The sequence below is a fragment of the Microbacterium sp. M4A5_1d genome (genome assembly GCF_053345465.1).
In genome coordinates this window covers 883341-909524 of record NZ_JBKFAD010000001.1, presented here as the reverse complement: position 1 = coordinate 909524, position 26184 = coordinate 883341, and the positions used below count along the sequence as shown (strand labels likewise).

The window sequence follows — 26184 nt, the reverse complement described above, 5'->3', positions numbered from 1 at the left end:
GACCGACTCAGACGAATCGGCCCAGGCTGATGCCCGCGTACGCGAGCGCCGCGACCGTCTCGCCGTCGTCGATCCGTCCCTCGGCGACCTGACGCACGGCCTCGGCGAACGGGATCCACACGACGCGCTCGATGCCTTCTTCCCGCTGGGATGACGCCGCGTCCTCCGCCTCGGCGAGGCCGCGCGCGAGAAAGACGTGTTCCGGGGCGACCGCGATGCCGTTGAGCGCATTCATCCGGCCGATGGCCTCCCACGAGGCGGCTACGAGGCCCGTCTCCTCGAGCAGTTCGCGCTTCGCAGCCACGAGCGGTTCCTCGCCGTCAGTCCCGCCCGCCGGCACCTCGAGCGAACGCCCCGTCGTGTAGCGGTCGACCTCCACGAAGCAGACTCGGTCCTGCTCGTCGACGGCCACGACGAAGACGGCCGGATGCCGCATCTCGACGACGCCGTAGATTCCGTCTCCCGCCGGCCCGGTCACCTCGTCCTCGCGAACGGAGATCCACCGGTTCTCGTACGTCGTGCGGGTGCTTCGCGTCGTCCACGCCATGCCGCTACCCTAGGGGGCCCCTCGCCCCGCGATACATCTGTCGGACCGGCGGGGCTGGTGTCGCGTCGGCCGGCCCCTGAGGCGCATCCTGCACCGCGAGTCCGACGGTTGTATCCGACTCGAGGTCGCTCGGCGCTCCTCCCCAGTCCGCAGCGGGTCCGCTCCCTCCACAGACGGCCGATGTCCGGAGCGACGAGATCGCGTTCGCGGCGAACGTCGGTGAATGACCGGATACGAACTGGCCACGAGAATCCGTGCGATGGGCGGGTGCGTGCGGTCGCGCTGGTTGACCTCGCGAGGCGTCACTCGTTTGCAGCTGGCGCGGGCGGTCGAGAGGGGCGCGCTCATCAGGGTCCGGCACGGTGTCTACGCGGTTCCGGATGCCGAGCCGGCTGTCCTCGAAGCCGCTGCCCACGGCGGCGAGGTGTGCTGCGCTTCGGCGTTGCGACGGCGCGGCGTGTGGGTGCTCGAGCCGCAGGGACGCCTGCACGTGCGGGTCGGGCGTGCAGGGCGGGTGCACGCGCACCCGGGATGCCGCTGCGTCACGCGTCACGACGGGGACCCAGCGGCATTCGGTGCCGTCTCGCTCGTCCACGCGCTCGTGCAGGCGGCCTCATGCCTCGGTGCGGAGGTGTTCTTCGTGGCGTTCGAGTCGGCGTGGCGGCTCGGCCTGCTCACGCGCGCAGACCGGGCGGAGGTGCGCCTGGCGCTCCCGGCCCGCTTCCGATACCTCGTCGATCTCGCTCGTCCCGATGCCGACAGCGGGCTCGAGTCCCTCCTGCGGCTGCGCCTCTCGCGGCTGGGCATCTCCGTCGAGAGTCAGGTGCTCATCCCGGGCGTGGGGCGGGTCGACTTCCTCGTCGCGGGGTGCCTCATCATAGAGGTGGACGGCCGTCTCAACCACGAGGGCACGTCGCTGCGGCACAAGGATCTCGTGCGCGACGCCGAAGCGGCGGCGATCGGCTACGAGACTCTGCGCTTCGACTATGCCCTCGTCGTCTTCGACTGGCCCCGCGTCGAGCGAGCCGTCCTCGCGCGTCTCGACGCGATCCGCCGACGCCGCTGACGCAGTCGCGATACATCCGTCGGACCGGCGGGGCGGATGTCGCCTCGCGGCGCTGCCATGCCGCCACCAGCACCTCCGGTCCTGCGAACGTATCGGCGACCAGGAGTCAGCCCGTCGGTCATACGCGATGCAAAGGCGGAACCGATACCCTGAGACCATGACGCACTCGGGCAATCCCTTCGGACAGGTCCTCGTCGCGCTGGTCACTCCCATGACCGCCGACGGTGAGGTCGACTGGCCCGCCGTCGAGAAGCACATCGACGACGTCATCACCGCCGGCGCCGACGGCATCGTCGTCACCGGTACGACGGGCGAGACGAGCACGCTCACCGACCCCGAGAAGCTCCGCCTCGTCGAGGTCGGCAAGTCGGTCTCCGCCGGTCGCGCGAAGATCATCACGGGCGGTGGCTCGAACGAGACCGCGCACGCGATCGAGCTGTACAAGGCCAGCGAGAAGGCCGGCGCCGACGGCATCATGATCGTCACGCCGTACTACAACAAGCCCACGCAGGCCGGCATCCTGACGCACTTCCGCCTCGTCGCCGATGCGACCGACCTGCCGGTCATCCTCTACGACATCCCCGGACGCACGGGTGTTCCGATCAAGTACGAGACGATCCTGCGCCTCGCCAAGCACCCCAACATCCTGGCGGTCAAGGACGCGAAGGGCGACTTCAGCGAGGTCAGCCGCGTGCTGAACCAGACCGACCTCATGTACTTCTCCGGTGACGACGCCAACGTGCTGCCGCACCTCTCCATCGGCGCGAGCGGCCTCATCGGCGTCACGGCGAACATCACCGCGACCCCGTACCGCACGATCGTCGACGCGGTGAACCGGGGCGACCTCGCCGCGGCGACCGCGGCGCACAAGAGCCTCGAGCCCCTCGTGCGCGCCGTCATGACGCACGTCCCGGGCACCGTGAGTGCGAAGTACATCCTGCACGGCCTGGGCCGCATCTCGAGCCCACGCGTGCGGCTGCCCCTCGTCGGCCCCGAAGAGTGGGAGGCCGCCATCATCGAGGACGAGCTCGCCCTCGTCTCGGGCGTCCCCGGCGCCGACTTCTCCAACTTCCGTCCCGACCGTAACGCCGCCGCCGGCGGTGCCCTGCCCAAGGTGCACGGGACGACCCGCTAGACGAAAACAAATGAGGATGCCGCATAGGTCGGCGTCCCGAGGAAGCGTGCCAATGCCCACGAACGTCTTCAGCCCGCCCGCTCTCGAACCCGGAACGCTGCGGGTGTACCCGCTCGGAGGCCTCGGCGAGGTCGGCCGGAACATGACCGTCTTCGAGTACGAGGGCAAGCTCCTCGTCGTCGACTGCGGCGTGCTCTTCCCCGAGGAGCACCAGCCGGGCGTCGACCTGATCCTGCCCGACTTCGAGCCGATCAAGCATCGCCTCGACGACATCGTCGGTGTCGTCCTGACCCACGGCCACGAGGACCACATCGGGGCGGTTCCCTACCTGCTCAAGCTCAAGGGTGACATCCCCCTCATCGGCTCGGGACTCACGCTCGCCCTCATCGAGGCGAAGCTCAAGGAGCACCGCATCCGCCCCTACACCCTGACGGTCACCGAGGGGCAGGAGGAGCAGGTCGGTCCGTTCGACCTCGAGTTCATCGCGGTCAACCACTCGATCCCCGACGCGCTCGCGGTCGCCGTCCGTACCCCCGCGGGGCTCGTCCTCGCGACGGGTGACTTCAAGATGGATCAGCTCCCGCTCGACGGCCGCATCACCGACCTGCGTGCCTTCGCGCGACTGGGCGAGGAGGGCGTCGACCTGTTCCTCGTCGACTCCACCAACGCGGACGTCCCCGGCTTCACGCCGACCGAGCGCGGCATCGGTCCCGTTCTCGACCAGGTCATCAGCAAGTCGCCGCGCCGTGTCATCGTCGCGAGCTTCTCGAGCCACGTGCACCGCGTGCAGCAGGTCGTGGATGCCGCGGCCGCGAACGGTCGCCGCGTCGCCTTCCTCGGCCGCAGCATGGTCCGCAACATGACCATCGCCGAGAACCTGGGGTACCTCAACGTCCCCGACGGCGTGCTCATCGACTACAAGAAGGCCAAGGACCTGCCCGACGATCGCATCGTCTACATGTCGACGGGCTCCCAGGGCGAGCCGATGGCCGTGCTCTCGCGCATGGCCAACCTCGAGCACGCGATCGAGCCCGGGCCGGGAGACACCGTCATCCTGGCGTCGAGCCAGATCCCGGGCAACGAGAACGCGATCTACCGCGTCATCGACGGGCTGACCAAGCTCGGCGCGAACGTCGTGCACAAGGGCAACGCCAAGGTGCACGTGTCGGGACACGCCGCCGCGGGCGAGCTGCTGTACTGCTACAACATCCTCAAGCCGCGCAACGTGCTCCCGGTGCACGGGGAGTACCGTCACCTGATGGCGAACGCGAAACTCGCGCAGGACACCGGCGTTCCGGAGGATCGCACGATCCTGGCCGAGAACGGTACCGTCGTCGACCTCAAGGACGGCGTCGCGGAGGTCGTCGGCCAGCTCGACATCGGCTTCGTGTACGTCGACGGCTCGACCGTGGGCGAGATCACCGACGCCGATCTCAAGGACCGTCGGATTTTGGGCGAGGAAGGCTTCATCTCGGTCATCGTCGTCGTGGACGGCAAGACGGGACGAGTCGTGAGCGGCCCGGACATCCACGCGCGTGGTGTCGCCGAGGACGACGCGGTGTTCGAGGGCGTCAAGCCGAAGATCGCGGCTGCGCTCGCGGAGGCCGTGCAATCGGGGACGCGAGACAACCACGCGCTCTCACAGGTCGTCCGCCGCACGATCGGCCGCTGGGTGAATCAGTCGCTCCGACGTCGCCCGATGATCGTCCCGGTCGTCATCGAGGCCTGACCCGCGTCGTTCCGCGGTAATGGGGGAACCCCCGCGTACCGTGGAGGAATGGCCAGGAGCACGAACGCGCCCTCCGGACGCCGCGCACCGGCGAAGACCTCGACCTCGCGCGCCCGCAAGAGCGAACCGACACCCAAGCGATACGTCGACGAGGCCGACCGGCCTCCGGTGATCGCGCGCGCCTGGATGGGGCTCGCCCACGCCACGGGCGGAATGTTCCGTGCATTCGGACCCGAGACGCTCGAGAAGGACCAGCGTCGCGACGGGCTGCCCTTCCTCCTCGTGCTGCTCGCGATCGCGGGCGCCGCGGTCGAATGGTTCATGATCGGAACCGAGGCCGGCACGCTCGTGAGCGCCTACACGGTGGGCTTCCTCATCGGTCGTGAGGCGTTCATCATGCCGGTGCTGCTGCTCTTCCTCGCGGGCTGGCTGTTCCGGCATCCCGCGTCGGTCAACAACAACGGGCGTATCGGCATCGGCTTCGGCCTGTTCATCCTCTCTGTGGCGGGGTTCTGCCATGTCTTCGGCACGCGCCCCGAGCCCAAGGCCGGTGCGCTCGAGCTGAGCGCGTCGGGCGGGTTGTTCGGATGGGCCGTGGGGGAGCCGCTGACCATTCTCACCGTCTACGGGGCTGCGGCCGTCCTGGGTCTCGTCACGGTCCTCAGCATCCTCATCCTCACCAAGACGCCGCCGAACCGTATCGGCAGCCGCCTCGGCGACCTGTACGCCTGGATGTTCGGCGCCGAGCGTCCGGCCGCCGACCCCGATGGCGACGCTCCGACCGTCGCCTTCTCGCCGAAGAAGGGCAAGAAGGCGACGCCCGCGGAAGTGGACGACGACGAGGACGAAGACGCGCTGCCGTGGTGGCGTCGCAACAAGAGCGGCCGCGAGGAGGATCCCGACGACGGCAGTGCGTCGCAGGACCTCACCGAGCTTCTCGGCCCCTCCGTCGCCGGTTCTGTCGCCGGCGGATTCGAGCAGGCCGTCGCCACGCCGCCCCCGCTTCCCGACGCGCCGACCGAGATCATCGACCCCTCCGTCATCGAGCGGGCGGCCACGGCCGCCCGTTCCGGCCGGCCGGCCGACACCGCCGTGCGCGATGACCACGACACCGGTGAGATCGAAGAGCTGCCCGGGCTCACCGGCCTCGGCGGCGACTTCCACGGTCAGCCCCCGGCGACGCCGTACCGCCTGCCCGCCGTCGCGGCACTCGGCGCCGGCACCCCCGCCAAGACGCGGTCCGAGGCGAACGACGCGATCGTGCGGGCCATCACCGGTGTCTTCGAGCAGTTCTCGATCGACGCCAAGGTCACCGGGTTCTCGCGTGGGCCGACAGTCACGCAGTACGAGATCGAGGTCGGGCCCGGCACCAAGGTCGAGAAGATCACGGCCCTGACGAACAACATCGCCTACGCCGTCGCCTCGAACGAGGTTCGCATCCTCGCGCCCATCCCCGGGAAGAGCGCGATCGGCGTCGAGATCCCCAACACCGACCGCGAGATCGTCACGCTCGGAGACGTGCTGCGCTCGAACGCCGCGACCTCGTCGACCCACCCGATGACGATCGGCGTCGGCAAGGATGTCGGCGGCGGATTCGTCGTCGCGAACCTCGCGAAGATGCCTCACCTGCTCGTCGCCGGTTCGACCGGATCGGGTAAGTCGAGCTTCGTGAACTCGATGATCACGAGCCTGCTGATGCGGGCGAAGCCCACCGACGTCCGGATGGTCCTCATCGACCCCAAGCGCGTCGAGCTCACGAGCTACGCCGGCGTGCCGCACCTGATCACCCCCATCATCACGAACCCGAAGAAGGCGGCCGAGGCGCTGCAGTGGGTCGTGAAAGAGATGGACATGCGGTACGACGATCTCGCGTCTTTCGGCTTCCGTCACATCGACGACTTCAACAAGGCCGTCGTGGCCGGTGAGATCCAGCTCCCGGCGGGCAGCGAGCGCGTGCTCAAGCCGTACCCCTACCTCCTGGTCGTCGTCGACGAGCTCGCCGACCTCATGATGGTCGCTCCGCGCGACGTCGAGGACTCGATCGTCCGCATCACCCAGCTCGCACGCGCCAGCGGCATCCACCTCGTGCTCGCGACCCAGCGACCGTCGGTCGACGTCGTGACGGGCCTCATCAAGGCCAACGTGCCGTCACGGCTCGCGTTCGCCGTCACGAGCGTCACGGACTCCCGCGTCATCCTCGACCAGCCCGGCGCCGACCGGCTCATCGGTCAGGGCGACGCCCTCTTCCTGCCGATGGGCACGTCCAAGGCCATCCGTGTGCAGGGCGCGTGGGTGGCGGAGTCGGAGATCGAGAAGGTCGTCGCACACGTGAAGGGCCAGGCCCAGCCGGAGTACCGCTCCGACGTGGCCGCGGTCGCCGAGAAGAAGGAGATCGACGCCGACATCGGTGACGACCTCGAGCTGCTGCTCGCCGCCGCCGAGCAGATCGTGTCGACCCAGTTCGGGTCGACGTCGATGCTGCAGCGCAAGCTGCGCGTCGGGTTCGCCAAGGCCGGACGCCTCATGGACCTCCTCGAATCTCGCGAGATCGTCGGGCCCTCGGAGGGTTCGAAGGCGCGTGACGTCCTCGTCACCCCCGACCAGCTGCCGGCCGTCCTGGCACGGCTGCGGGGAGAGGACCCGCCGGCTCCCGCGGCTGCCGCTCCCGCCGGCGGCGCCGTCGACCCCGTCGAAGCGCAGTTCGAGGGGCTGGAGGTCGTCGACGGTGACGACGCCTCCGAAGACGCCTGGGGCCTCACCGGACGCGACTGACGGATAGGCTCGGCTCCGTGGCGATCCCTCGGCAACTGCCCAACGCGATCACGATCGCGCGCATCCTGTGCGCCCCCGTCTTCCTCTGGCTGCTGCTGGTCGACGGGGGAGCGGACGGCGCTTTGCGCTGGTGGGCCGGCGTGCTCTTCATCGTCGCGATCGCGACGGACGGCATCGATGGGTACCTCGCCCGCAAGTACCGCATCGTCACGGATCTCGGAAAGCTGCTCGATCCGATCGCCGACAAGGTTCTGACCGGCCTGGCCTTCGTCGGGCTCTCGATGCTCGGCGAGCTTCCCTGGGCGGTCACCATCGTTGTGCTCGTGCGCGAGCTGGGCATCACCGTGCATCGGCTCATCGTCGCGGGCGATCACGTCGTCGCCGCGGCGTGGATGGGCAAGCTCAAGACCGTCGCACAGGCGATCGCACTGTCACTGGCCCTCCTGCCGCTGTGGACGATCGTCGGCGACTGGATCCACGTGGTCAACGGCATCGCGATGTGGATCGCCGTGCTGCTGACCGTCGCGAGCGGCATCGATTACGTCATCACCGCCGTCCGCGGCGCGCGACGGAGCGGAGTGGGGTCGTGACGGCGCGCGAGCATGTCCACGACCTCCCGGATGATGTCGAGGCGACACTCGTCTCGCCGGGTCGGCGCACCGACGCTGAGCGCCTCATCGAGCGACTCGGCGAGCTGGGGTGGACGCTCGCCGTGGCCGAGTCGCTGACAGGCGGACTCGTGGTCGCCGAGCTCGTCGCGGTCTCGGGAGCGTCGTCGGTGGTGCGCGGCGGAGTCGTCGCCTATGCGACCGAGCTGAAGCAGCGGTTGCTCCACGTCGATGGCGCACTGCTCGAGGCGCATGGGGCGGTGCACCCGCGGGTCGCGCGTCAGATGGCCGAGGGTGCGCGCGCCGCGCTCGGGCCGGGCGATGCAGTGGCGGATGTCGGCATCGCCACGACCGGTATTGCGGGACCGGGCTCACCTGATGGACAGCCCGTCGGAACGGTGCACATCGCGGTGGCGACGGCGCTCGGTGTGCGGGTCGAGAGCCTGCACCTCGGGGGCGACCGTGCGCAGATCCGCGCGGAGGCCACCGCCCGGGCGATCCGGTTGGCGCTCGACGCGCTGTGACGGAATAGACGAGCGGCGATCGCGGTTCTTGTCATCGTGAGCAGCGCATGTCAACTCTCATCCGACCCACAGCAGGTGCGGGCTAGGGTGGCGTGCTGATGAGATACCGTTGTCCACCCGGGACAAGCCAGCACCACGACGAAGGAGGGGGTCCGAGATGATCTTGGTTCGACAGGAGATCGGCGATGTTCTGCGTGACCTCCGCCTGCAGAAGGGTCGCACGCTCCGGCAGGTGGCCAGCCGCGCCAGCGTCGCGCTCGGCTATCTGAGCGAGGTCGAGCGCGGTCAGAAGGAAGCATCGAGCGAGATCCTCGCCGCGGTGGCCGAAGCCCTCGACGTGCCGATCTCGAGCATCATGCGCGAAGTCGGCGACCGCATCTCCGTGCTGGAGGGGCTGCCGGTGCTCTCGGATGTCGTGCCCGACGACATCGCGGGTCTCGACAACGACCTCATCGCACCCGAGCTCTCGCTGCACTGAGCTTCGCGCGGTCCGATGCGTCGCAGTGAATTCGATCGCGCCGTCGAGGCGGAGTTCGCCGGCCGCGGTCCTGCTCTGATCGACGATCTCGCGCTGGGGCCGCTGGGCGACCGCACCGCGCGCCAGGCATTGGCCGACGGCGAGCCGCCTCGCGCCGTATGGCTCGCGTTGTGCGTCGAGGCCGACGTACCCGAGCCCCGACGTTACGGGGTCGGGCGGCTGGATCCGCGGGAACGCTGACGGTCCCACGTGCGGTCGCCGACGCCGTGCGTGTTCGATGCTGAACCGGATGTTGCGGCGTGTCGTCGAATATTCGTTCGAAACGGGCGTAGTGTCCTGCACAGGTGGTTCATCCCGTCGAGGATCCCCGGATACGGCCCGGTAGCCGACGAATGTCGGAGGCCCTCCGTACCGTGGACAGCGTCGAGAGACACACCATGCCTTGTCGCAGCATCCCGGCACCGAGCCGGGAGCGCGACAGCCTACAGGCGTCGGAAACGCGAGCATAAGGAGCACGCCATGCCATCACCCGCTGACCGCGAGAAGGCCCTCGAATCGGCCCTCGCCCAGATCGACCGTCAGTTCGGAAAGGGATCGGTCATGCGCCTCGGCTCCGACGAGCGCGCGCCCGTCGAGGTCGTGCCGACGGGGTCGATCGCCCTCGACGTCGCTCTCGGCATCGGAGGTCTCCCGCGTGGCCGCATCATCGAGATCTACGGACCCGAGTCATCGGGTAAGACGACGCTGACCCTGCACGCCATCGCCAACGCGCAGCGTGCGGGCGGTATTGCCGCGTTCATCGACGCCGAGCACGCGCTCGACCCGTCTTACGCTCAGAAGCTGGGCGTCGACATCGACGCGTTGCTGGTCTCGCAGCCCGACACAGGTGAACAGGCGCTCGAGATCGCCGACATGCTGATCCGCTCCGGGGCGATCGACCTCGTCGTCATCGACTCCGTCGCTGCGCTCGTTCCCGAGGCCGAGATCAAGGGCGAGATGGGCGACTCTCACGTCGGTCTGCAGGCACGCCTCATGTCGCAGGCGCTCCGCAAGCTGACCGGTGGCCTGAACCAGACCAAGACGACGGCCATCTTCATCAACCAGCTGCGCGAGAAGATCGGTGTCTTCTTCGGCTCGCCCGAGACGACCGCCGGCGGTAAGGCGTTGAAGTTCTACGCGTCGGTTCGCCTCGACATCCGCCGTATCGAGACGCTGAAGGACGGTACCGAAGCGGTCGGCAACCGCACGCGCGTCAAGGTCGTCAAGAACAAGATGGCGCCGCCGTTCAAGCAGGCCGAGTTCGACATCCTCTACGGCGTCGGGATCTCTCGCGAGGGCAGCCTGATCGACTTCGGTGTCGAGCACGGCATCGTCAAGAAGTCGGGCGCCTGGTACACGTACGACGGTGAGCAGCTCGGTCAGGGCAAGGAGAACGCCCGCAACTTCCTGATCAAGAACGCCGACATCGCCGCCGACATCGAGAACAAGATCAAGCAGAAGCTCGATATCGGTCAGCCCGCTGCCCCTGCTCCGGTCCAGGGCGACGACCTCGCGGCGCGCCGCCCGGCGTGAGCGCTACGGATCACGACGGGGGCGAGGCCGAGCGCCTCGCCCCCGTCATCCCGCTCTTCGGGCAAGCGGATGCCGCCCCGTCGGCGCCTCGCCCGCGAAGCGCGCGCGTCCCGGATGACGGCCAGAAGTGGCACACCACCTGGACCACCGAACCGCGAACAGCTGCTTCCCGTCCGTCGCCCGCGGTTCGACCGGCTCCCGTCGAGCCGGCAGCGGTGAGGTCCGCTGACGAAGCCCCCGCGGACGATGCCGCCGTGCGCGCGCGTGCCGAGCGCACGCTGCTCAAACGCCTGCGCGGCAGGTCGCTGTCCGTGCGCGAGGCTCGCGACGTCCTGCGCGAGGCGGAACTCGCCGAGGCTGACGCCGATGCCGTCATCGCCGCTTTCCTCGACAACGGCTATCTCGATGACAGTCGGCTGGCGGAGCAACTGCTCGACGGGGCGCTCGGGCGCAAGGCGCAAGGCGCCACCGCGATCGCGCAGACCCTGTCTCGTCGCGGCCTCGACCGCGAGGTCATCGACATCGCCATGGCGTCGCTGCCCGACGACGAAGCCGAGCGCGCGCTCGAGTTCGCTCGGCAGCGCGCGCGCGGGATGTCGGGGCTCGATCACGACGTCGCACTTCGGCGGTTGCACGGGCAACTCGCGCGCCGGGGCTTCCGCGGGTCCGTCGCGCTGGATGCAGCTCGTCAGGCGCTCTCGGAGCAAGACGGCTGACGGATCCGAACGATCACCGCCGCGCGTTCATTTGCGAGGGCGGTGACGTCGGCCGCTTCTCGGGCCTGTGTTCGCCTGCGACGGCTGCGGCGAGTTCTCGTCGCGTCGAAGCGTTGACTTTCGCCCGCGCCTGGTAGATGTGCGACTCCACGGTCCGCACGGACACGAAGAGGACCTCGGCGATCCTGCGGTTCGACAAGCCGTCTGCGACCAGGTGAGCGATCTCGCGCTCGCGCGTCGTGAGCAGCTTGGACGAGCTGTGGGGTGCGGATACCGCGGCGACGTCGCGACCCTCGCGGATGGATAGGGCTGCGCGCAACCGTTGCAGCGTACCGGCAGACACGGCCATCGCGCGTTCGCCTTCCGCAGCGGCTGACTCGGCGTCGCGCAGCAGCGCCTGCGCGCACGGGGCCTCGACACCCGCGATCGTCCCGCGCATCACGTCGAGCGTCTGCTCCACATGAGGGTGGCCGAGGACCGCGAGACGGTGCACGTCCCGGACCTGAAGCATGACGGCATCCGTCACGCTGCTGAGCGCCCAGGCTTCTGCGGCATGGGCATGCGCCTCACTGAGCCTGCCGTCGGCTGCGGCGACGACCGACGACGTCGCTGCGAAAGACTGCCGCAGCATCCGGCTCGCCGAGGACGACACGTCGATGGCGCCGAGCAACTGCCGCGCCTCCCGCGGATGATCGAACAGAGCGAGGCCGTACGCCGTCTCGAGCTCGATCATCGTGAATGATTCGCCGCCGAGGTGAGGCGCTCGGTCGGCGGCCGCGCGCAGTTCACGTCGCGCGGCGAGGGCGCGGCCACGTCTGACCTCTACCAAGACGGCCGCGAGCGATGCCGCCGCGAGCGCGGGGCCGCCCGCCCGCACGGCCATGTCGCGTTCGAAATTCAGTCGGTCGACCGCTTCACGGTCATCGGTTCCCGCGACGGTGTGGCACGCGAGGTCGTACGAGCGCGCCGCGAGACGATCGAGGGTGTCGTCGAGGTTCGATCCCGACGCGAACGGGCGCAGTGCGCGGTCCAGGGCTTCGCGCATCGCGGTGGTCTCGCCGAGGTAGGCACGGGCCATGCCGGCGAGAAGCTCGACATCGACCCGATCGCGCAGCAGCGATGTGGCCGGATTGCGGCGGACGTGCTCGGTCAAGACGACCGCGTCGCGCAGGCGGAGATCGGCGACGGCCTGGCGGGATCGGACGAGGGCGTCGTCGGGAACGGTGTGATGTCGGTCCGCGGCTGCGCGTTCACCATCGGCGGGCCGCACCGTCACGAGTGCGTGCGCCCGCCGCCGTTCGCTGTCGGCGAGGTCGAGGACCGGTAGCGCCGCGTGCCCGTCATCGAGGCTGGCCGTCGCGACACGGTGCTCGAGCCGGATCGCGGGTGTGTCGACGTCGCTCGTGATCCACGCGGCGTAAGCGCCGGCGTCGGCTGCATCGCCGGCGTCGTTCGCTTCACGGGCCGCGTCGAGGATCACGCGCTCGATGAAGTCCGGCGAGATGCCGTCGAGGTCGGTGGGACGCGCGACGGTGCGCAACCAGCGGTCTGCCAGGAGACGGGCGAGCGGAGCGCTCCACCAGCGACCGTCGTCTCGCAACAGCCGATCCAGCGCCTCGGTGATCACCGCCTCGGATCGCTGTCTGCCGAGTGCGCGCGCTGCAGCGCGCGCCAGCACGCGGTTGGCGCTGAGCCGATGACCTGCGCTGTTGTCGTCGTACACCAGTCCGCATGCCCGCAGTTCGTTCACGACCGACGCGGACACGAGCCGGGTCGCCTCGGAGCGGGAGATGCCGGGCGCTCGATCGATGAGGACGAGCGCACGCAGTTGGTCGTCATCGAGATCTCGCACGTGGGCGTGGAGCGCGGCCGCGAGGGTTTCGTAGGATGCGCCGTCGGCGATGGCTGTGATCGGGTCACGGTCCTCCGCCAGCGCCGCGAGACTCGCGTCGACGAGCGCGCGGAGCAGAAGCCGCGAACCATCTGCCGACCACAGGATCGCGGCGCGCGTCACGCTGTCGAACGGGTCGCCGGGTGCGAACACGGTCAGGAGCCGGTCAGCGTCCCGGGGGGAGAGCCGGGAGAGTTCGATCCGATCGGCCGAGCCTGACAGCCACAGGTCGTGAATGACGTCGACGACCTCGTCGGTCCTGCTCGTGGGGAGGCGAGGCTCGGTCACCGCCATGAGAACGGTCGCACGCCCCGAATGGACCGCTCGGAACAGCGCGGCGAGCGACACCGCGTCGAGCTCTTGCGCGTCGTCCACGACCACGATCGGGGTGGCCGTGGCCGACCCGTCGTGGAGGAGTGCGAGGGCGCGAGGGTCGGATGCCGCCTCGAGCACATTGGCGTAGGTGCGACGGAGCACCGCTGACGCTCGGACGACGACGGGATCGACGCCGCGGCTTTGTAGCACGTCGACGACGCGTGACCGGAGGAAGCTCTTCCCCGATCCGAGCGGCCCGCCCATGACGATCGATCGACCACTGATGAGTGCGCCGGCGACGGCATCCGGCAGCCTCCCGTCTCCGATGACGTCGCCTGTTGCGTCATCTCCGCTTCGAGACTCCTCCGGGCGCTCCCACCCTGCCATGCCTCAGCTCCTCTCCCCAGCGAGATCCGGCTCACGCTCACAACCTACCCAGACGATCCTGGCGCGGCTATCGGTAGGTGCCCCGTGGACTACTGAGGTTGGGCTGAGTTTCTACTGATTCGCGAACACCGCGGTCGCACCACGGCGGCCTGCGGGGGCGGCGCTACTCATTTCTCCACTGAGGCGCCGGTCGATCGCTGTCGTGGCGCTGTCGCCCCGCCCTAGCGTCGCCTCGAATCACACCGGATCCGGCTGACACGAGGCCGGTAGACACGAGGGGAACTCCGACCATGAAAACTGCCACCACACGGGGGACGACCCGCCGCAAGGTCTTCGCCATCGCTGCCGGCGGGGCAGCACTGGGGCTGGGCGTCACCGCCACGCTCGCGGCCTGGACCGACACCGAATGGGTCTTCGGCGGCGACGGCGCCGGCGGCCCCGGGGTCGGCACGTCGACGTTCTCCGTCGAACAGAACACCGTCGCGCCCTACACCACGGCAGCGGACTGGGTGAACGAGCCCGCCAACCCCGGTGGGGAGATCGTCTTCGGTCCGGATGCCCTCGACCTTGCTCCGGGCGACACCGTTTACGCGGCCGTCGCACTGCGCACGGCGCCGGGCTCGGTCGCCGGCGACGTCGATCTGCAGCCCGCCGTTCCGGCGGCAGGCGTGACGACCAACGACACCGCGGGACTGCTCTTCGGCGCGTTGAACGTGCGCGTCGCGACGGCCACGGCCGCCTTCACGTGCGATGCGACCGCCTTCGCCGCAGGGACGACCACGACCCTCATCGCCGACGGCCCGCTCGCGACGACCGGCGGCAGCGCCGGCCAGTCGCTCCTCGAGGACGCCGGCAGTACTCAGGTGTACTGCTTCGAGATCTCGCTCCCCGATCCCCTGACGCTCGCGCCGGGGACGACGATCGACGACTACATGGGGCTGACCGTGGCCCCCGCGTGGGAGTTCCAGGCGGAGTCCTGATCCCATGTCCACGCACGCCATCCTCGACGACGCCTGCGGCGGCTCGAGACGGCGGCGGCATGACTGAGTCGGGGGGAGCCGATCCCGTCGGCCCCTCCCGGCTCGGCCGGATCCGCGATGTCGTGATCACGCTGATCGGCGTGATCGGCATCGTCACGATCGCCTGGCTTCTCGCCGCCTGGCTGTGGGGACTCTCGATCGTCGTCTTCGTCACCGGCTCGATGTCGCCGACCATGCCCGTCGGAACGGCTGCGGTGTCACAGCTGACGGATGCCGCGGACCTGCGTATCGGTGACGTCGTCACGGTGCCTCGCCCCGACACCGGGCAGCCGGTGACGCATCGGATCGTCGCGATCGACGAGGTCGCGGCCGCGCCGGCCCAGCGCGAGCTGACGCTCCAGGGAGACGACAACGAGTTCGCCGACAGCCAGACCTATGTCGTCGATGAAGCGCCTCGCGTGCTCGCGAGCGCGCCCGCACTCGGCTCGGTGGTGCTGTGGGCGCAGACGCCGCCCGTGATGATCGCGGCCAGTGTCGCCATCGCGCTTGCGATCGCCTGGGCGCTCTGGCCCACCCCGACGCGCGCCGACACCGACGCCCACGAGACCTGAACAAGGAGAACCACCCATGAAACGTGCATCGTCGCACGGTCATCGCGTCGCCGTCGTCTCGGCTGCCGCGGGCTCCGTCGCGCTCCTGATGACGGGCACGGTCCTGCTGGCGGGCGCCGCGAACGCGGCCCTCGTGGAGGTGCCCGAGACGGGTACCCCCGGACGCCTCGTGCTCGCCGCCGACCCCTATCCCGCGGAGTTCCGAGATCTGAGCCCTGGCGAGACGCGCGCGTGGCAGGTGCAGGCACGACTGGAGGATGCGTCGACCGCGACTCTCGCGCTCGAGCTGCGGAAAGACGGCGACCTCGTCGCGCACCCGCGGGGCCTCGAGATCGGGGTGCAGTCCTGTGCCGAGGAGTGGACGGGACTGCCCGACGCGCCGGTCTGCGCATCGGGTGCTGCACCCGTGACAGTGGCGTCTCCTACGGACGACTACCGCTTCTCCAGCCCGACCTTCGACCTGCCCGACCTCGCTGCGGCGGAGCCGGTGAGCCTTCTTGTCACGATCGGGGTCGAGGACAGCGACGAAGCCCGCGCCGACACGACCCTGATGGGGCTGACCGGTGACGTCGGTCTCGTGCTGACGGCTGTCGCCATCGACGACGCCGTCCCGCCGCAGCCACAGCCCCCGGCTGCACCGGCCTCCGGCTCCGGTCTGCCCGGGCTCCCCGCGACGGGAGGCGACCTGTCCGCTCTGGCTGCCGTGCTGGCACTTGCCGGAGGATTCCTCGTCGCGGGGCTCGCCCTGCGCCTGCACCGCCGGGAGGCCCGCGCATGAGAACTCGAACCCGATTCGCGGTCGCGATCGCGGCGGTGGCCGTCATCGGTGTGCCGATGACCGTGACCGCGACCACAGCCTCCTGGAACACCGCGGAGTGGGTGCACGGTGAGGTCGGCACCTCCACCCTCGACTGCACCGACGGCACGGGGTTCGCCAGTGTCGCCTCCGGTCGCTTCGTGAGCGGTTCGCTTCTCGGACTCGACCTGGACCCCATTGCCGACCTCGAGCAGATGGCTCTCACCCTGGGCGGAGCGGGCGACGTCACCGTGTCGCCCTCCAACGCGATCGACCTCGGCTCGGCACCGCCGGAATCGTACGTCTACGCCAACCCCTTCGACGTCACGGGTCTCAGCGCGATCAACGTCGACCTGACCGGCTTCACCGTCGGTCTGCCGGGAGCGGCACTGGGCGCCGTGAACCAGTATGCGAGGGTGACCGCCGACGGTTCGGTGGCAGGTGCGTCCGGGCTCGTCAACGACTCCGGGGCCGTGCTCGTGTCGGACACAATGCCCCCGGCATCCCTGCCCGCACGTGCGCGCGTCGGGCTGAGCGGCATCCTCCCGGCCGTCACCGGGATCGCCGACGCCAACCTCGAGGTCGGCGCGGTCGCGGCCAGCTCGCAGGTCGACGGGTGCGCGCTGCTGCGCGATCAGCTGTGGGGCGAGACGGCGCCCGCGAGCGCCGTCGTGCGGGACTACGGCATCGCCGGGCTCGGACTGCAGCTCGACGCCCCGGTCGTCCAGAGCCTCGTGAGCACGACCACCACCGCGGTGAACACGCTCGGCGGCGTGGTCGGTCAGCTGACCGGTCCGGGCGGGCTCATCGGCTCGTCCATCGGCGCCGGGGTCGACGCCGGGCTGCCCGGCATCCTCACCACGACGGTCGGTGGGAACGTTTCGATCACCGGACTCGACCTCCTGGGGTCGGTCGCCACGCTGCTGAACACGCCTCTCACCGACGGGGTCGTCACGATCGACCTGCAGGCGGGCACGATCGACGTCGACCTCGACGCCCTGCTGCCCTCCCTCAACAATGCGGCACCGAACACCGAGATCGTCCTCAACGACGCCGTGCTGAACCCGATCGTGGATCGAGCCGGCGTCCTGCTCGACAACTGGTCGTCGCAGATCGTCGCTGCGCTCACCGCGGAGCTCCGTGAGGCGACGGTCACCGTCGCGCTCGAAGCCGTCGTGGCGGCGCCGGGCATCGGCATCCTTCCCGGCCTGAATGTGCTGACGACTGACATCGGGTTCGTGGGGCCGTTGGGGGCGCTCATCGACGGCACCTCGCCAACGTTGACGGTCACAGCCGAGGCGGCGGGTCTGAGCGGCACGATCGACACCCTCCTACGCGCGTTGGGCCTGGGCACCACCGTGGGCCAGCTTGTCCGGGACGTGTCGGGGCTGGCGACGCCGCTCACGACGGCCGTTGCGAACACCGTCTCGACCACGATCACCGGGGCGCTCACGACCCTCGGCGGCACGCTCGCGACGGCGATCACCGCAGTCATCACGGCACTCGGTTCCGTGGTCGACGCTCTGCCGTCGGTGGTATCGCTGATGGTCAATGTCCAGCCCGATCAGCCGAACGCGCCGCCGGACGCGACGTTCACGGCGGCGTCGGGCGAGTCGACCGCCGAGTACAAGGTCGCTGCCCTGCGGCTCGGACTGGCGGACGGCCTCGGCGGTATCGCGGCCACGACGTTCGCCACGGCGTCGGCGGGTCCGGTCACTGCGCCCTGACGGTGCCCATCACCGATCGTGGGGTCGGCCTTCGCGGGTCGACCCCACGAGCACGCTCGTAGAATGAGGGAATCATGTCGACTCCCTCGAGCGCACCCACCCTCATCGCGCCGTCGCTCGCGGCGCGCGCCGCCGACGGCCGCCCGCGCACGTACGAGGTGCGCACCTTCGGCTGCCAGATGAACGTCCACGACTCCGAGCGCCTGTCGGGTTCGCTCGAGAGCGCCGGATACCTCCCGGCTGATCCCGGCACCGAGGCCGACGTCATCGTCATCAACACCTGCGCGGTGCGCGACAACGCGGCCGGCAAGCTCTACGGCACCCTCGGGCACCTGAAGTCGCGCAAAGACAAGCACGACGGTATGCAGATCGCCGTCGGCGGATGCCTCGCGCAGATGGACCAGGCGGCCGTCCAGCAGAAGGCGCCGTGGGTCGACGTCGTCTTCGGGACGCACAACATGGGGGCCCTCCCGGGCCTGCTCGAGCGAGCGCGGCACAACGGCGAGGCCGAGCTCGAGATCCTCGAATCGCTCGAGACCTTTCCCTCGACTCTCCCGACGAAGCGCGACTCGGTCTACAGCGGCTGGGTGTCGATCTCGGTCGGATGCAACAACACGTGCACGTTCTGCATCGTGCCGCACCTTCGCGGCAAGGAGAAGGACCGCCGTCCCGGCGACATCCTGAACGAGATCCGTCTGCTGGTCGACGACGGGGCGATCGAGGTCACCCTCCTCGGCCAGAACGTGAACAGCTACGGTGTCGAGTTCGGCGACCGACAGGCGTTCGGCAAGCTCCTGCGCGCAGCGGGGGAGATCCCCGGCCTCGAGCGCATCCGTTTCACGAGTCCGCATCCGGCGGCGTTCACCGACGACGTCATCGACGCCATGGCCGAGACGCCGGCGGTCATGCCGCAGCTGCACATGCCGCTGCAATCGGGCTCCGACAGCATCCTGAAGGCGATGCGCCGGTCGTACCGCAGCTCGAGATTCCTGGGGATCCTCGACCGCGTGCGCGAGCGCATCCCGCACGCGGCGATCTCGACCGACATCATCGTCGGGTTCCCCGGCGAGACCGACGCCGATTTCGAAGACACCCTGCGGGTGGTCGAGCAGTCCCGGTTCGCGAGCGCATTCACCTTCCAGTACTCGATCCGCGAGGGCACACCCGCCGCGACGATGCCCGACCAGGTGCCCAAGGCCGTCGTGCAGGAGCGCTACGAACGCCTCGTCGCCCTGCAGGACCGCATCGCGCTGGAGGAGAACCAGAAGCAGCTCGGCCGTGAGGTCCACGTGCTGGTCTCGTCGGCCGACGGCAAGAAGGGCGCCGAGACGCACCGGCTCACGGGGCGCGCAGAAGACAACCGCCTCGTGCACTTCGAGGTGCCGGAAGGCTCCGAGACCCCGCGACCGGGGGATGTCGTGACGGTGACCGTGACGCACGCAGCCCCCTTCCATCTGCTGGCCGACAGTGCGGACGGCTCGCCTTTGCGCGTCCGCCGTACCCGAGCAGGTGACGCGTGGGACCGTTCGCTGGCCGAGTCATGCGGCGTGCCGGCTCCGGCCTCGTCGGATGGCGGTCCGCGCTCCGTTTCGCTGGGGCTGCCGTCCCTGCGCGTCGGCGTGTGACGACAGCTTCGGGCCCGGGCACCGGTGTCAGCGAGGCTGCCGGAGCGCCGATCCTGTGGGCCGTCGTCGGGGCGACGGGCACCGGCAAAACGGGTCTCTCCCTCGACCTCGCCGCAGCGCTCGCCGCACGCGGCCGCCCGGCCGAGGTCGTCAACGTCGACGCGATGCAGCTGTACCGCGGCATGGACATCGGGACGGCGAAGCTCCCCGAGACCGAGCGCCGCGGCATCCCGCACCACCTGTTCGATGCGCTCGCCGTCACCGAGGAGGCCGCGGTCGCGTGGTACCAGGAAGTCGCGCGCCACACGATCGCGGCGATCCACGGCCGCGGAGCCGACGCGATCCTCGTCGGCGGTTCCGGGCTGTATGCGTCGAGCGTCCTGTTCGACTTCCGCTTCCCGCCGCGGGACGAGGGGCTGCGCGCGATTCTCGAGGACGAACTCGAGCGACACGGTGCCGGACATCTGTTCGCGCGCCTGCGCGCGGCCGACCCGGAGGCGGCCGATCGCATCGACCCGCGGAACGGCCGCCGCATCGTGCGCGCGCTCGAGGTGCTGGCATCGGGTGGACAGACGCATGGCGGAGCCCTGCCCGAGGCGCCGGTGCTCTGGATGCCGCGGACGCGGATCATCGGCACGGCGGTACCGCGCGACGAGCTCGTCCCGTTGCTCGACGTGCGCGTGGAACGGATGTGGGCTGCCGGGCTGCTCGACGAGGTTGAGGCGCTGCGACGGCAGGGCCTCGAACGCGGTGTGACGGCGGGCCGGGCGATCGGCTACGCGCAGGCACTCGCGCAGCTGCGCGGCGACCTGAGCGAGGACGAGGCCATCGCCGAGACGCAGGCCCTCACGCGGCGTTACGCGCGCCGGCAGGTCTCGTGGTTCAAGCGCTATGAGAGCGTGCGGTGGGTCGACGCCCGCGAGGTCGACGCGGCGTCCCTTATCGGGGCGGTGGCCGGACCGGGCGAGGCAGTGCCCCGGTCGGAACGGGAGGAACAGTGAGCATCACCGTGCGCGCATTCGCGCTCGCCGATGAAGAAGCCGTCATCCGGCTCTGGCACGAGGCCGGTCTCACCCGTCCCTGGAACGACCCGCGTGCCGACATCAGGCGGAAACTCACCGTGCAGCCCGAACTGTTCCTCGTGGCCGTCGATCAGCCTGTCGACGGGACGGCGGAAGCCGTCGTCGGCACCGTGATGGCCGGTTACGACGGACACCGCGGCTGGCTCTACTACCTCGCCTCGGCTCGGTCTCACCGCGGGCTCGGCATCGGGCGCCTGCTCGTCACGGAGTCCGAGCGCCTGCTCGAGGCCATGGGGTGTCCGAAGGTGCAGCTCATGGTGCGGCCTGAGAACGAGGCGGTGCGCGGCTTCTACGACGAGCTCGGCTACGAGGCGTTCACCGTGTGGTCCGCGGGCAAGCGCCTCGTCGTCGATGGCCCGGGCGGCCCCGCCTAAGCTGGGCTCATGGCGACTCTCGCGTTCACCAAGGGGCACGGCACCGGCAACGACTTCGTGATCCTGGCCGACCCGGACGGCGACCTCGACCTGAGCGACGCGCAGATCGCAGCGCTCTGCGATCGCCATGTCGGCATCGGCGCCGACGGGCTGCTGCGCGTGGTCCGCTCGGCCGCGATCCCCGAGGGGGCGGATGCCGCTGCCGCCGGCGCTGAGTGGTTCATGGACTACCGCAACGCCGACGGCTCGAAGGCCGAGATGTGCGGCAACGGAACGCGGGTCTTCGCGCGCTACCTCGCCGACGCCGGCCTCGCCTCGATCGATGCCGGCCTCCGCATCGGCACGCGTGCCGGAGTGAAGACGATCACCCGGGTCGACAACGGCTTCGAGGTCGACCTCGGAACCTGGCGGGCCGAGGACGGCGACGTTCTCGTCCGCGCACGCGGGCTCGGCGTCGCCCGCCCCGGGCAGGGGATCGACGTCGGCAACCCCCACGTCGTCGTGGCGCTCGCCGGGGAGGATGAACTCGAGGGCCTCGACCTGACGGTACAGCCCACCCTCGAGCCTCGTCCGTCCGCCGGCGCGAACGTCGAGTTCGTCGTTCCGGCCGAGCCGCTCGTTCAGAACGGTGTCGGGGCCATCCGGATGCGCGTCCACGAGCGCGGCGTGGGAGAGACCCTGTCGTGCGGCACCGGGGTCGCGGCATCCGCTCTGGCCGTGCGTCACTGGGCCGGGGCTGCGGCACCCGACCGCTGGACCGTCGACGTGCCGGGCGGAACGCTGGGCGTGCGCATCGTGCGGCAGGCCGATGGCGAGCACGTGCTGCTCTCGGGCCCCGCGACGCTGGTCTTCTCGGGGCAGGTCACCCTCGCCGACTGATCCGAGCGCCGCGGCATCCGGACGTCCGGCCGCCGGTCAGGGCAGTTCGATCGCGCCCGTCGGGGGAGTGCCGTGCCGGCGCACCCGAAGCACGCGGAAACCGCGTCCGGTCGCGGCGCGCGAGACGCCGTAGCCGTCGTCGAACGTCGCGGCCAGCCAGCGCTGGAGGGAATCCGAACCGAGGTTGCGCTGCACGACGAGCCACGCGTCGCTTCGTTCAGCCAGACGGGGTATCCAGCGCTGCAGCATCCCGTGGAGCTCGTTCTTGCCCACGCGGATCGGCGGGTTGGAGCGGATGGTCCGGAATACGACGTCGTCGGGAACATCGTCGGGCAGGACGGCGTTGACGTTACCGAGTCCCAGATCAGCGGCGTTGCGTCGCACCAGGTCGAGAGCCCGTTCGTTGACATCGACGGCCCACACCGTGGCGTGAGGCGACTCCAGAGCCAGCGACAGCGAGATCGGCCCCCAGCCGCAGCCGAGGTCGAGGAAATCCCCACCGGACGGTGCCGGCGGAGTATTGGCCAGAAGAACCCCTGTACCCGAATCCACGTGGTCAGGGCTGAACACCCCGCCCGCGGTCGTGACCTCGACGGCGTGACCCGCGAGGGTCACGCGGATACGGCGGAGGTTCTGTTCGCTGGACGGGGACGCGCTGAAGTAGTGATCGCTCCCCATGCATCCGAGCGTATCGGAGCCGGACGTACCGGCGGGAGACTAGAATTCACGGATGCCCGGGCACGGGCATCCCGGGAAGAGAGTTATGACGCATATCACCACCCCCGACGGCGACGGCGACATCGCGGTGGACCCGGTCGATCGCGTGCTCGCGAGCGCGGAGACGCGCTCGTCGATCCGCGTCTTCGGCGGCGCGCAGGCGCTGCAGGATGAGTCGACGGTGTCGTACGGAGACACCGACGGCGACCAGTGGGATCGCGAGGAGCGCGCGGCGCTGCGCCGTGTCCCTGGCCTGTCCACAGAGCTCGAGGACGTCACCGAAGTCGAGTACCGACAGCTGCGACTCGAGAACGTCGTGCTCGTCGGCGTGTATCCCCAGGGGTCGCACGAGGACGCGGAGAACTCGCTGCGCGAGCTCGCGGCCCTGGCCGAGACCGCCGGTGCGGTCGTGCTCGACGGCGTTCTGCAGCGCCGACCGCATCCCGACCCCGCCACCTACATCGGACGCGGCAAGGCCGCCGAGCTGCGCGACCTCGTCGCCGCGGTCGGCGCCGACACCGTGATCGCCGACACCGAATTGGCGCCGAGCCAGCGGCGCGCCCTCGAGGATGTTGCGAAGGTCAAGGTCATCGACCGCACGACCGTCATCCTCGACATCTTCAGCCAGCACGCGAAGAGCCGTGAGGGCAAGGCCCAGGTCGAGCTCGCGCAGCTCGAGTACCTCCTGCCGCGTCTGCGCGGGTGGGGCGAGTCGATGAGCCGCCAGGCCGGTGGCCAGGTCGGCGCGGGCGGTGCGGGCATGGGCTCGCGCGGTCCCGGTGAGACGAAGATCGAGCTCGACCGGCGCCGCATCCGCACCCGCATGGCGCAGCTGCGCAAGCAGATCCGGGAGTTCGCGCCGTCGCGCGAGGCGAAGCGGGCCGAGCGTCGGCGCAACACGATCCCCTCGGTGGCGATCGCCGGTTACACCAACGCCGGCAAGTCCAGCCTGCTGAACCGGCTGACGAGCGCGGGTGTCCTGGTCGAGAACGCTCTGTTCGCGACGCTGGATGCCACGGTGCGTCGGGCCGAGGCCGCCGACGGGCGCGTGTTCACGCTCACCGACACCGTCGGCTTCGTCCGCAATCTCCCGCACCAGCTCGTCGAGGCGTTCCGGTCCACGCTCGAGGAGGTCTCGGGCGCGGACGTCATCGTCCACGTCGTCGACGGCTCGCATCCCGACCCCGCCGCGCAGCTCGCGACCGTCCGCGACGTGATGGGCGACGTGGGCGCTCGCGCCACCCGCGAGCTCGTCGTCTTCAACAAGGCCGACCTCGTCGACGACGATGCGCGGCTGCTGCTGCGCGGGCTCGAGCCGACGGCCCACTTCGTGTCGTCGCGCACGGGTGAGGGCATCGACGAGTTGCGCGCCGCGATCGAGGATGCGCTGCCGCTGCCGGCGGTGGAGGTGCGCGCTCTCGTGCCGTACGACCGTGGCGACCTGATCTCGGCCGTGCACGAGAGCGGCCACATCGTCGCCACCTCGCACGAGGAGGACGGCACGGCCGTGCACGCGCACGTCTCCGAGCGTCTCGCGGCTGAGCTCGCGCCCTACGCCGTCTGAGCCCGCGGTCGGCGATACACCTGCAGGCTCGGCGGTGCTGGTGAGCCCGCCGCGGATGCGGAAGGCCTCACCAGCATCGCCGGCCTGACAGGCGTATCAGCGCCAGGCGGTCGCCGGGCTCAGTCGAGCTCGATCGGCGCGACGCCGGGCGTGTCGAAACCGAACACCTGACCGAGGAACGCCAGCTCGCTCTCCAGAGCGTTCACGATCGTCTCGGTCCGTCGGAACCCGTGCCCCTCGCCCGCGTACAGGACATAGGCGTGGTGCACGCCCTGCGCGACGAGTGCGTCGCGGATGGCCTCGGCCTGCGCCGGCGGCACGACGGCGTCCTCGTCGCCCTGGAGAAGCAGCAGCGGCACGCGGAAACCCTCGGCGTGGCTCAGCGGCGAGCGCTCGATGTACACGTGCTCCGCTTCGGGAAGGGGACCGATCAGGCCGTCGAGGTAGCGCGCCTCGAAGTCGTGGGTCTCGGCCGCGAGGGCGCGGGCATCGCCGACGCCGTAGCGCGAGACGCCCGCGCCGAACACGTCCGTGCCGACGAGCGCCGCCAACACGGTCCAGCCACCGGCCGACCCGCCCTCGATCGCGAGCCGTGACGCATCGGCGAGTCCGTCGGCGGCGAGGCCGCGTGCCGCCGCCGCGACATCATCGACGTCGACGACGCCCCACTGGCCCTTCAGCCGTTCACGGTACGACCGGCCGTACCCGGTCGACCCGCCGTAGTTCACGTCGAGCACGCCGATGCCTCGGCTGGTGAAGTAGGCCGCCTTGGCGTCGGCGGTGCCGCCCACGTGCGACGTCGGCCCGCCGTGCACCCAGACGAGGTACGGCGGCAGCTCGTCGGTCGGCGCCGTGACATCGGGGTTCGTCGGCGGATAGGCGAAGGCGTGCACCGGGCCGTAGGGACCCTCGGTGGTGATCTGACGGGCATGGGGGATCCATGCCTCGTCGATATCGGGGGTACCGCCGCGCACCGCTGTCGTCTCGCCGCTGTCGAGATCGACCAGCCAGAGCCCGCTCGCCCCGGGCATGGCGCCGCTCACGAGGGCGCGGCTGCCGCGGACGTCCTCGATCTGCAGTCGAGCGGTGGCGGGGAAGGGGAGCGGGATCGCGCCGCCGTCGCGGTCGACGATCACGAGCTGGTCCGAGCCGTGCGTGCGGACGGCCACGACGCGGCCGTCGTCGAGCGGCGCGTACCACCGGGTGCCGAGGACCCACAGGCCACCGCCCGTGTCGGCGTCGGCGGGGGAGACCGCGACGGGTGCCGCGCCGGTCGCGGGGTCGACGCGATGGAGGTTCCAGCGCCCCGTCGGCTCGTCGAGCAGCAACAGCTGGCCGTCCGATGTCCATTCCGGCTGCAGCGCGGCCGTGCTGCCGCCGGCCAGCTCACGGACACGATCCGGGGCGTCGAGCTCGATGACACGGATGCGGGTGCGGTCCCAGGGCATGTCCGGGTGATCCCACGCCACCCACGCGAGCTGTGATCCGTCGGGTGACAGCGCAGGCTGAGCCACGAAGTCGCTGCCCCCGGCGAGCTCCGTCACTCCCGCTTCGTCGCCGCTCGCGGCGTTCTCATCGCTGCTCGCGCCGTCGATCCGCACGATGTGTCGTTCGGGAGTGCGCCCCGGGCGCTCGCGCTCGCGCACCGCGAGAAGCGCGCCGTGCTGCCAGCGGAGACCGCCGTAGTGGGTGCCGCTCTCCTCTGGGGTGAGCGCCTCGGGCTCGCCGCCCGGGCGGAGGCGTCGAATGCGCTGGTCCGACTTGTCGACGAAGAACAGCTCGCCGTCGTCGGACGCCGTCCAGGCGCCGCCGCCATACTCGTGCACACGCGATCGCGCGTTCCCGGGCGCGGGGAGGACGACCTCCACAGAATCGTCGCGGCGGCGGCGCATGACGGCGACGCGACCGGCCTCATCGGGAAGGGATTCGCCCCACCAGATCTCATCCCCGACGAAGCGCGCGCCGTCGAGGCGCAACGAGGACGCGCTGGCCCACGAGGCGGTCAGGGGGGAGGGCCAAGAACCGTACGGGAGTTGCTGCTGCGACATACCGCCACGCTACGCGAGCGGATCCGGGTCGTGCCGGACGA

The 26184-nt window shown here is 70.1% G+C and carries 23 protein-coding genes; 19 read left to right on the top strand and 4 right to left on the bottom strand.

What is annotated here, in order from left to right:
- Window positions 1-7: 7 nt before the first annotated feature.
- Window positions 8-547 (bottom strand): NUDIX domain-containing protein, encoded by a 540-nt coding sequence (locus tag ACLBWJ_RS04395; protein ID WP_282502283.1) that lies wholly within the window; start codon window positions 545-547, stop codon window positions 8-10.
- Between the two features lie 223 nt (window positions 548-770).
- Between ACLBWJ_RS04395 and ACLBWJ_RS04390 the strand changes: the two genes are divergently transcribed.
- From ACLBWJ_RS04390 to ACLBWJ_RS04345, 10 genes are all read left to right on the top strand, one after another.
- Entirely contained in the window at window positions 771-1613 is an 843-nt protein-coding gene (locus tag ACLBWJ_RS04390; protein ID WP_274177545.1) for a type IV toxin-antitoxin system AbiEi family antitoxin domain-containing protein, read from the top strand.
- A 157-nt stretch (window positions 1614-1770) separates the two neighbouring features.
- Complete coding sequence (gene dapA / locus ACLBWJ_RS04385; RefSeq protein WP_112613743.1) at window positions 1771-2748, top strand: 4-hydroxy-tetrahydrodipicolinate synthase; 978 nt, start codon at window positions 1771-1773, stop codon at window positions 2746-2748.
- A gap of 52 nt (window positions 2749-2800) precedes the next feature.
- Window positions 2801-4477 carry a ribonuclease J gene (locus ACLBWJ_RS04380; protein WP_269266686.1) on the top strand — a complete coding sequence of 559 codons (1677 nt, stop codon included), beginning with the start codon at window positions 2801-2803 and terminating at the stop codon, window positions 4475-4477.
- A 48-nt stretch (window positions 4478-4525) separates the two neighbouring features.
- Window positions 4526-7249 (top strand): FtsK/SpoIIIE family DNA translocase, encoded by a 2724-nt coding sequence (locus ACLBWJ_RS04375; protein WP_282502285.1) that lies wholly within the window; start codon window positions 4526-4528, stop codon window positions 7247-7249.
- A gap of 17 nt (window positions 7250-7266) precedes the next feature.
- A complete protein-coding gene (pgsA, locus tag ACLBWJ_RS04370) occupies window positions 7267-7839 on the top strand; it encodes a CDP-diacylglycerol--glycerol-3-phosphate 3-phosphatidyltransferase (protein WP_112613749.1) in 573 nt (190 codons plus the stop codon).
- Complete coding sequence (locus ACLBWJ_RS04365; protein ID WP_114587978.1) at window positions 7836-8381, top strand: CinA family protein; 546 nt, start codon at window positions 7836-7838, stop codon at window positions 8379-8381. Before pgsA ends, ACLBWJ_RS04365 begins: the two co-directional genes overlap by 4 nt.
- 157 nt (window positions 8382-8538) lie before the next feature.
- A complete protein-coding gene (locus tag ACLBWJ_RS04360; protein ID WP_112613753.1) occupies window positions 8539-8859 on the top strand; it encodes a helix-turn-helix domain-containing protein in 321 nt (106 codons plus the stop codon).
- Between the two features lie 15 nt (window positions 8860-8874).
- A complete protein-coding gene (locus tag ACLBWJ_RS04355; protein ID WP_112613755.1) occupies window positions 8875-9099 on the top strand; it encodes a DUF3046 domain-containing protein in 225 nt (74 codons plus the stop codon).
- Window positions 9100-9378: 279 nt separating this feature from the next.
- Window positions 9379-10431 carry a recombinase RecA gene (recA, locus tag ACLBWJ_RS04350; protein ID WP_274177548.1) on the top strand — a complete coding sequence of 351 codons (1053 nt, stop codon included), beginning with the start codon at window positions 9379-9381 and terminating at the stop codon, window positions 10429-10431.
- Between the two features lie 215 nt (window positions 10432-10646).
- Entirely contained in the window at window positions 10647-11147 is a 501-nt protein-coding gene (locus ACLBWJ_RS04345; protein WP_240309667.1) for a regulatory protein RecX, read from the top strand.
- A 13-nt stretch (window positions 11148-11160) separates the two neighbouring features.
- Here ACLBWJ_RS04345 and ACLBWJ_RS04340 read toward each other — a convergent pair whose 3' ends face one another.
- Entirely contained in the window at window positions 11161-13740 is a 2580-nt protein-coding gene (locus ACLBWJ_RS04340; protein WP_282502288.1) for a LuxR C-terminal-related transcriptional regulator, read from the bottom strand.
- A 290-nt stretch (window positions 13741-14030) separates the two neighbouring features.
- Between ACLBWJ_RS04340 and ACLBWJ_RS04335 the strand changes: the two genes are divergently transcribed.
- The 8 genes from ACLBWJ_RS04335 (at window position 14031) to dapF (ending at window position 21814) form a co-directional block, all read left to right on the top strand.
- A complete protein-coding gene (locus ACLBWJ_RS04335) occupies window positions 14031-14720 on the top strand; it encodes a SipW-dependent-type signal peptide-containing protein (protein ID WP_282502289.1) in 690 nt (229 codons plus the stop codon).
- A 59-nt stretch (window positions 14721-14779) separates the two neighbouring features.
- Window positions 14780-15331: a signal peptidase I gene (locus ACLBWJ_RS04330; protein WP_282502290.1), complete on the top strand. Its 552-nt coding sequence runs from the start codon at window positions 14780-14782 to the stop codon at window positions 15329-15331.
- Window positions 15332-15347: 16 nt separating this feature from the next.
- Entirely contained in the window at window positions 15348-16109 is a 762-nt protein-coding gene (locus tag ACLBWJ_RS04325; protein WP_447659783.1) for a hypothetical protein, read from the top strand.
- Window positions 16106-17854 carry a choice-of-anchor G family protein gene (locus ACLBWJ_RS04320; protein ID WP_447659782.1) on the top strand — a complete coding sequence of 583 codons (1749 nt, stop codon included), beginning with the start codon at window positions 16106-16108 and terminating at the stop codon, window positions 17852-17854. Before ACLBWJ_RS04325 ends, ACLBWJ_RS04320 begins: the two co-directional genes overlap by 4 nt.
- Before the next feature lie 74 nt (window positions 17855-17928).
- Window positions 17929-19479, top strand: a complete 1551-nt coding sequence (gene miaB / locus ACLBWJ_RS04315) for a tRNA (N6-isopentenyl adenosine(37)-C2)-methylthiotransferase MiaB (RefSeq protein ID WP_447659781.1) — start codon at window positions 17929-17931, stop codon at window positions 19477-19479.
- Window positions 19476-20480 (top strand): tRNA (adenosine(37)-N6)-dimethylallyltransferase MiaA, encoded by a 1005-nt coding sequence (gene miaA, locus ACLBWJ_RS04310; RefSeq protein ID WP_447659780.1) that lies wholly within the window; start codon window positions 19476-19478, stop codon window positions 20478-20480. Before miaB ends, miaA begins: the two co-directional genes overlap by 4 nt.
- Complete coding sequence (locus ACLBWJ_RS04305) at window positions 20477-20935, top strand: GNAT family acetyltransferase (protein ID WP_447659779.1); 459 nt, start codon at window positions 20477-20479, stop codon at window positions 20933-20935. The genes miaA and ACLBWJ_RS04305 overlap by 4 nt, the downstream gene beginning before the upstream one ends.
- A 9-nt stretch (window positions 20936-20944) precedes the next feature.
- Window positions 20945-21814, top strand: a complete 870-nt coding sequence (gene dapF / locus ACLBWJ_RS04300; RefSeq protein ID WP_274177558.1) for a diaminopimelate epimerase — start codon at window positions 20945-20947, stop codon at window positions 21812-21814.
- A gap of 36 nt (window positions 21815-21850) precedes the next feature.
- Here dapF and ACLBWJ_RS04295 read toward each other — a convergent pair whose 3' ends face one another.
- Window positions 21851-22492: a class I SAM-dependent methyltransferase gene (locus ACLBWJ_RS04295; RefSeq protein ID WP_274177559.1), complete on the bottom strand. Its 642-nt coding sequence runs from the start codon at window positions 22490-22492 to the stop codon at window positions 21851-21853.
- A 274-nt stretch (window positions 22493-22766) separates the two neighbouring features.
- Here ACLBWJ_RS04295 and hflX point away from each other — a divergent pair, with 274 nt between their 5' ends.
- A complete protein-coding gene (gene hflX, locus ACLBWJ_RS04290; protein ID WP_378718968.1) occupies window positions 22767-24095 on the top strand; it encodes a GTPase HflX in 1329 nt (442 codons plus the stop codon).
- 119 nt (window positions 24096-24214) lie between these two features.
- Here the strand turns inward: hflX and ACLBWJ_RS04285 are convergent, their stop codons facing one another.
- Complete coding sequence (locus ACLBWJ_RS04285; RefSeq protein ID WP_447659778.1) at window positions 24215-26143, bottom strand: prolyl oligopeptidase family serine peptidase; 1929 nt, start codon at window positions 26141-26143, stop codon at window positions 24215-24217.
- Window positions 26144-26184 lie beyond the last annotated feature (41 nt).

Bases quoted from the DNA above. Each gene is read 5' to 3' on its own strand.
- ACLBWJ_RS04395 (WP_282502283.1), bottom strand. From the start codon at position 547: ATGGCGTGGACGACGCGAAGCACCCGCACGACGTACGAGAACCGGTGG.
- ACLBWJ_RS04390 (WP_274177545.1), top strand. From the start codon at position 771: ATGACCGGATACGAACTGGCCACGAGAATCCGTGCGATGGGCGGGTGC.
- dapA (WP_112613743.1), top strand. From the start codon at position 1,771: ATGACGCACTCGGGCAATCCCTTCGGACAGGTCCTCGTCGCGCTGGTC.
- ACLBWJ_RS04380 (WP_269266686.1), top strand. From the start codon at position 2,801: ATGCCCACGAACGTCTTCAGCCCGCCCGCTCTCGAACCCGGAACGCTG.
- ACLBWJ_RS04375 (WP_282502285.1), top strand. From the start codon at position 4,526: ATGGCCAGGAGCACGAACGCGCCCTCCGGACGCCGCGCACCGGCGAAG.
- ACLBWJ_RS04360 (WP_112613753.1), top strand. From the start codon at position 8,539: ATGATCTTGGTTCGACAGGAGATCGGCGATGTTCTGCGTGACCTCCGC.
- ACLBWJ_RS04355 (WP_112613755.1), top strand. From the start codon at position 8,875: ATGCGTCGCAGTGAATTCGATCGCGCCGTCGAGGCGGAGTTCGCCGGC.
- recA (WP_274177548.1), top strand. From the start codon at position 9,379: ATGCCATCACCCGCTGACCGCGAGAAGGCCCTCGAATCGGCCCTCGCC.
- ACLBWJ_RS04340 (WP_282502288.1), bottom strand. From the start codon at position 13,740: ATGGCAGGGTGGGAGCGCCCGGAGGAGTCTCGAAGCGGAGATGACGCA.
- ACLBWJ_RS04335 (WP_282502289.1), top strand. From the start codon at position 14,031: ATGAAAACTGCCACCACACGGGGGACGACCCGCCGCAAGGTCTTCGCC.
- ACLBWJ_RS04330 (WP_282502290.1), top strand. From the start codon at position 14,780: ATGACTGAGTCGGGGGGAGCCGATCCCGTCGGCCCCTCCCGGCTCGGC.
- ACLBWJ_RS04325 (WP_447659783.1), top strand. From the start codon at position 15,348: ATGAAACGTGCATCGTCGCACGGTCATCGCGTCGCCGTCGTCTCGGCT.
- ACLBWJ_RS04320 (WP_447659782.1), top strand. From the start codon at position 16,106: ATGAGAACTCGAACCCGATTCGCGGTCGCGATCGCGGCGGTGGCCGTC.
- miaB (WP_447659781.1), top strand. From the start codon at position 17,929: ATGTCGACTCCCTCGAGCGCACCCACCCTCATCGCGCCGTCGCTCGCG.
- dapF (WP_274177558.1), top strand. From the start codon at position 20,945: ATGGCGACTCTCGCGTTCACCAAGGGGCACGGCACCGGCAACGACTTC.
- ACLBWJ_RS04295 (WP_274177559.1), bottom strand. From the start codon at position 22,492: ATGGGGAGCGATCACTACTTCAGCGCGTCCCCGTCCAGCGAACAGAAC.
- ACLBWJ_RS04285 (WP_447659778.1), bottom strand. From the start codon at position 26,143: ATGTCGCAGCAGCAACTCCCGTACGGTTCTTGGCCCTCCCCCCTGACC.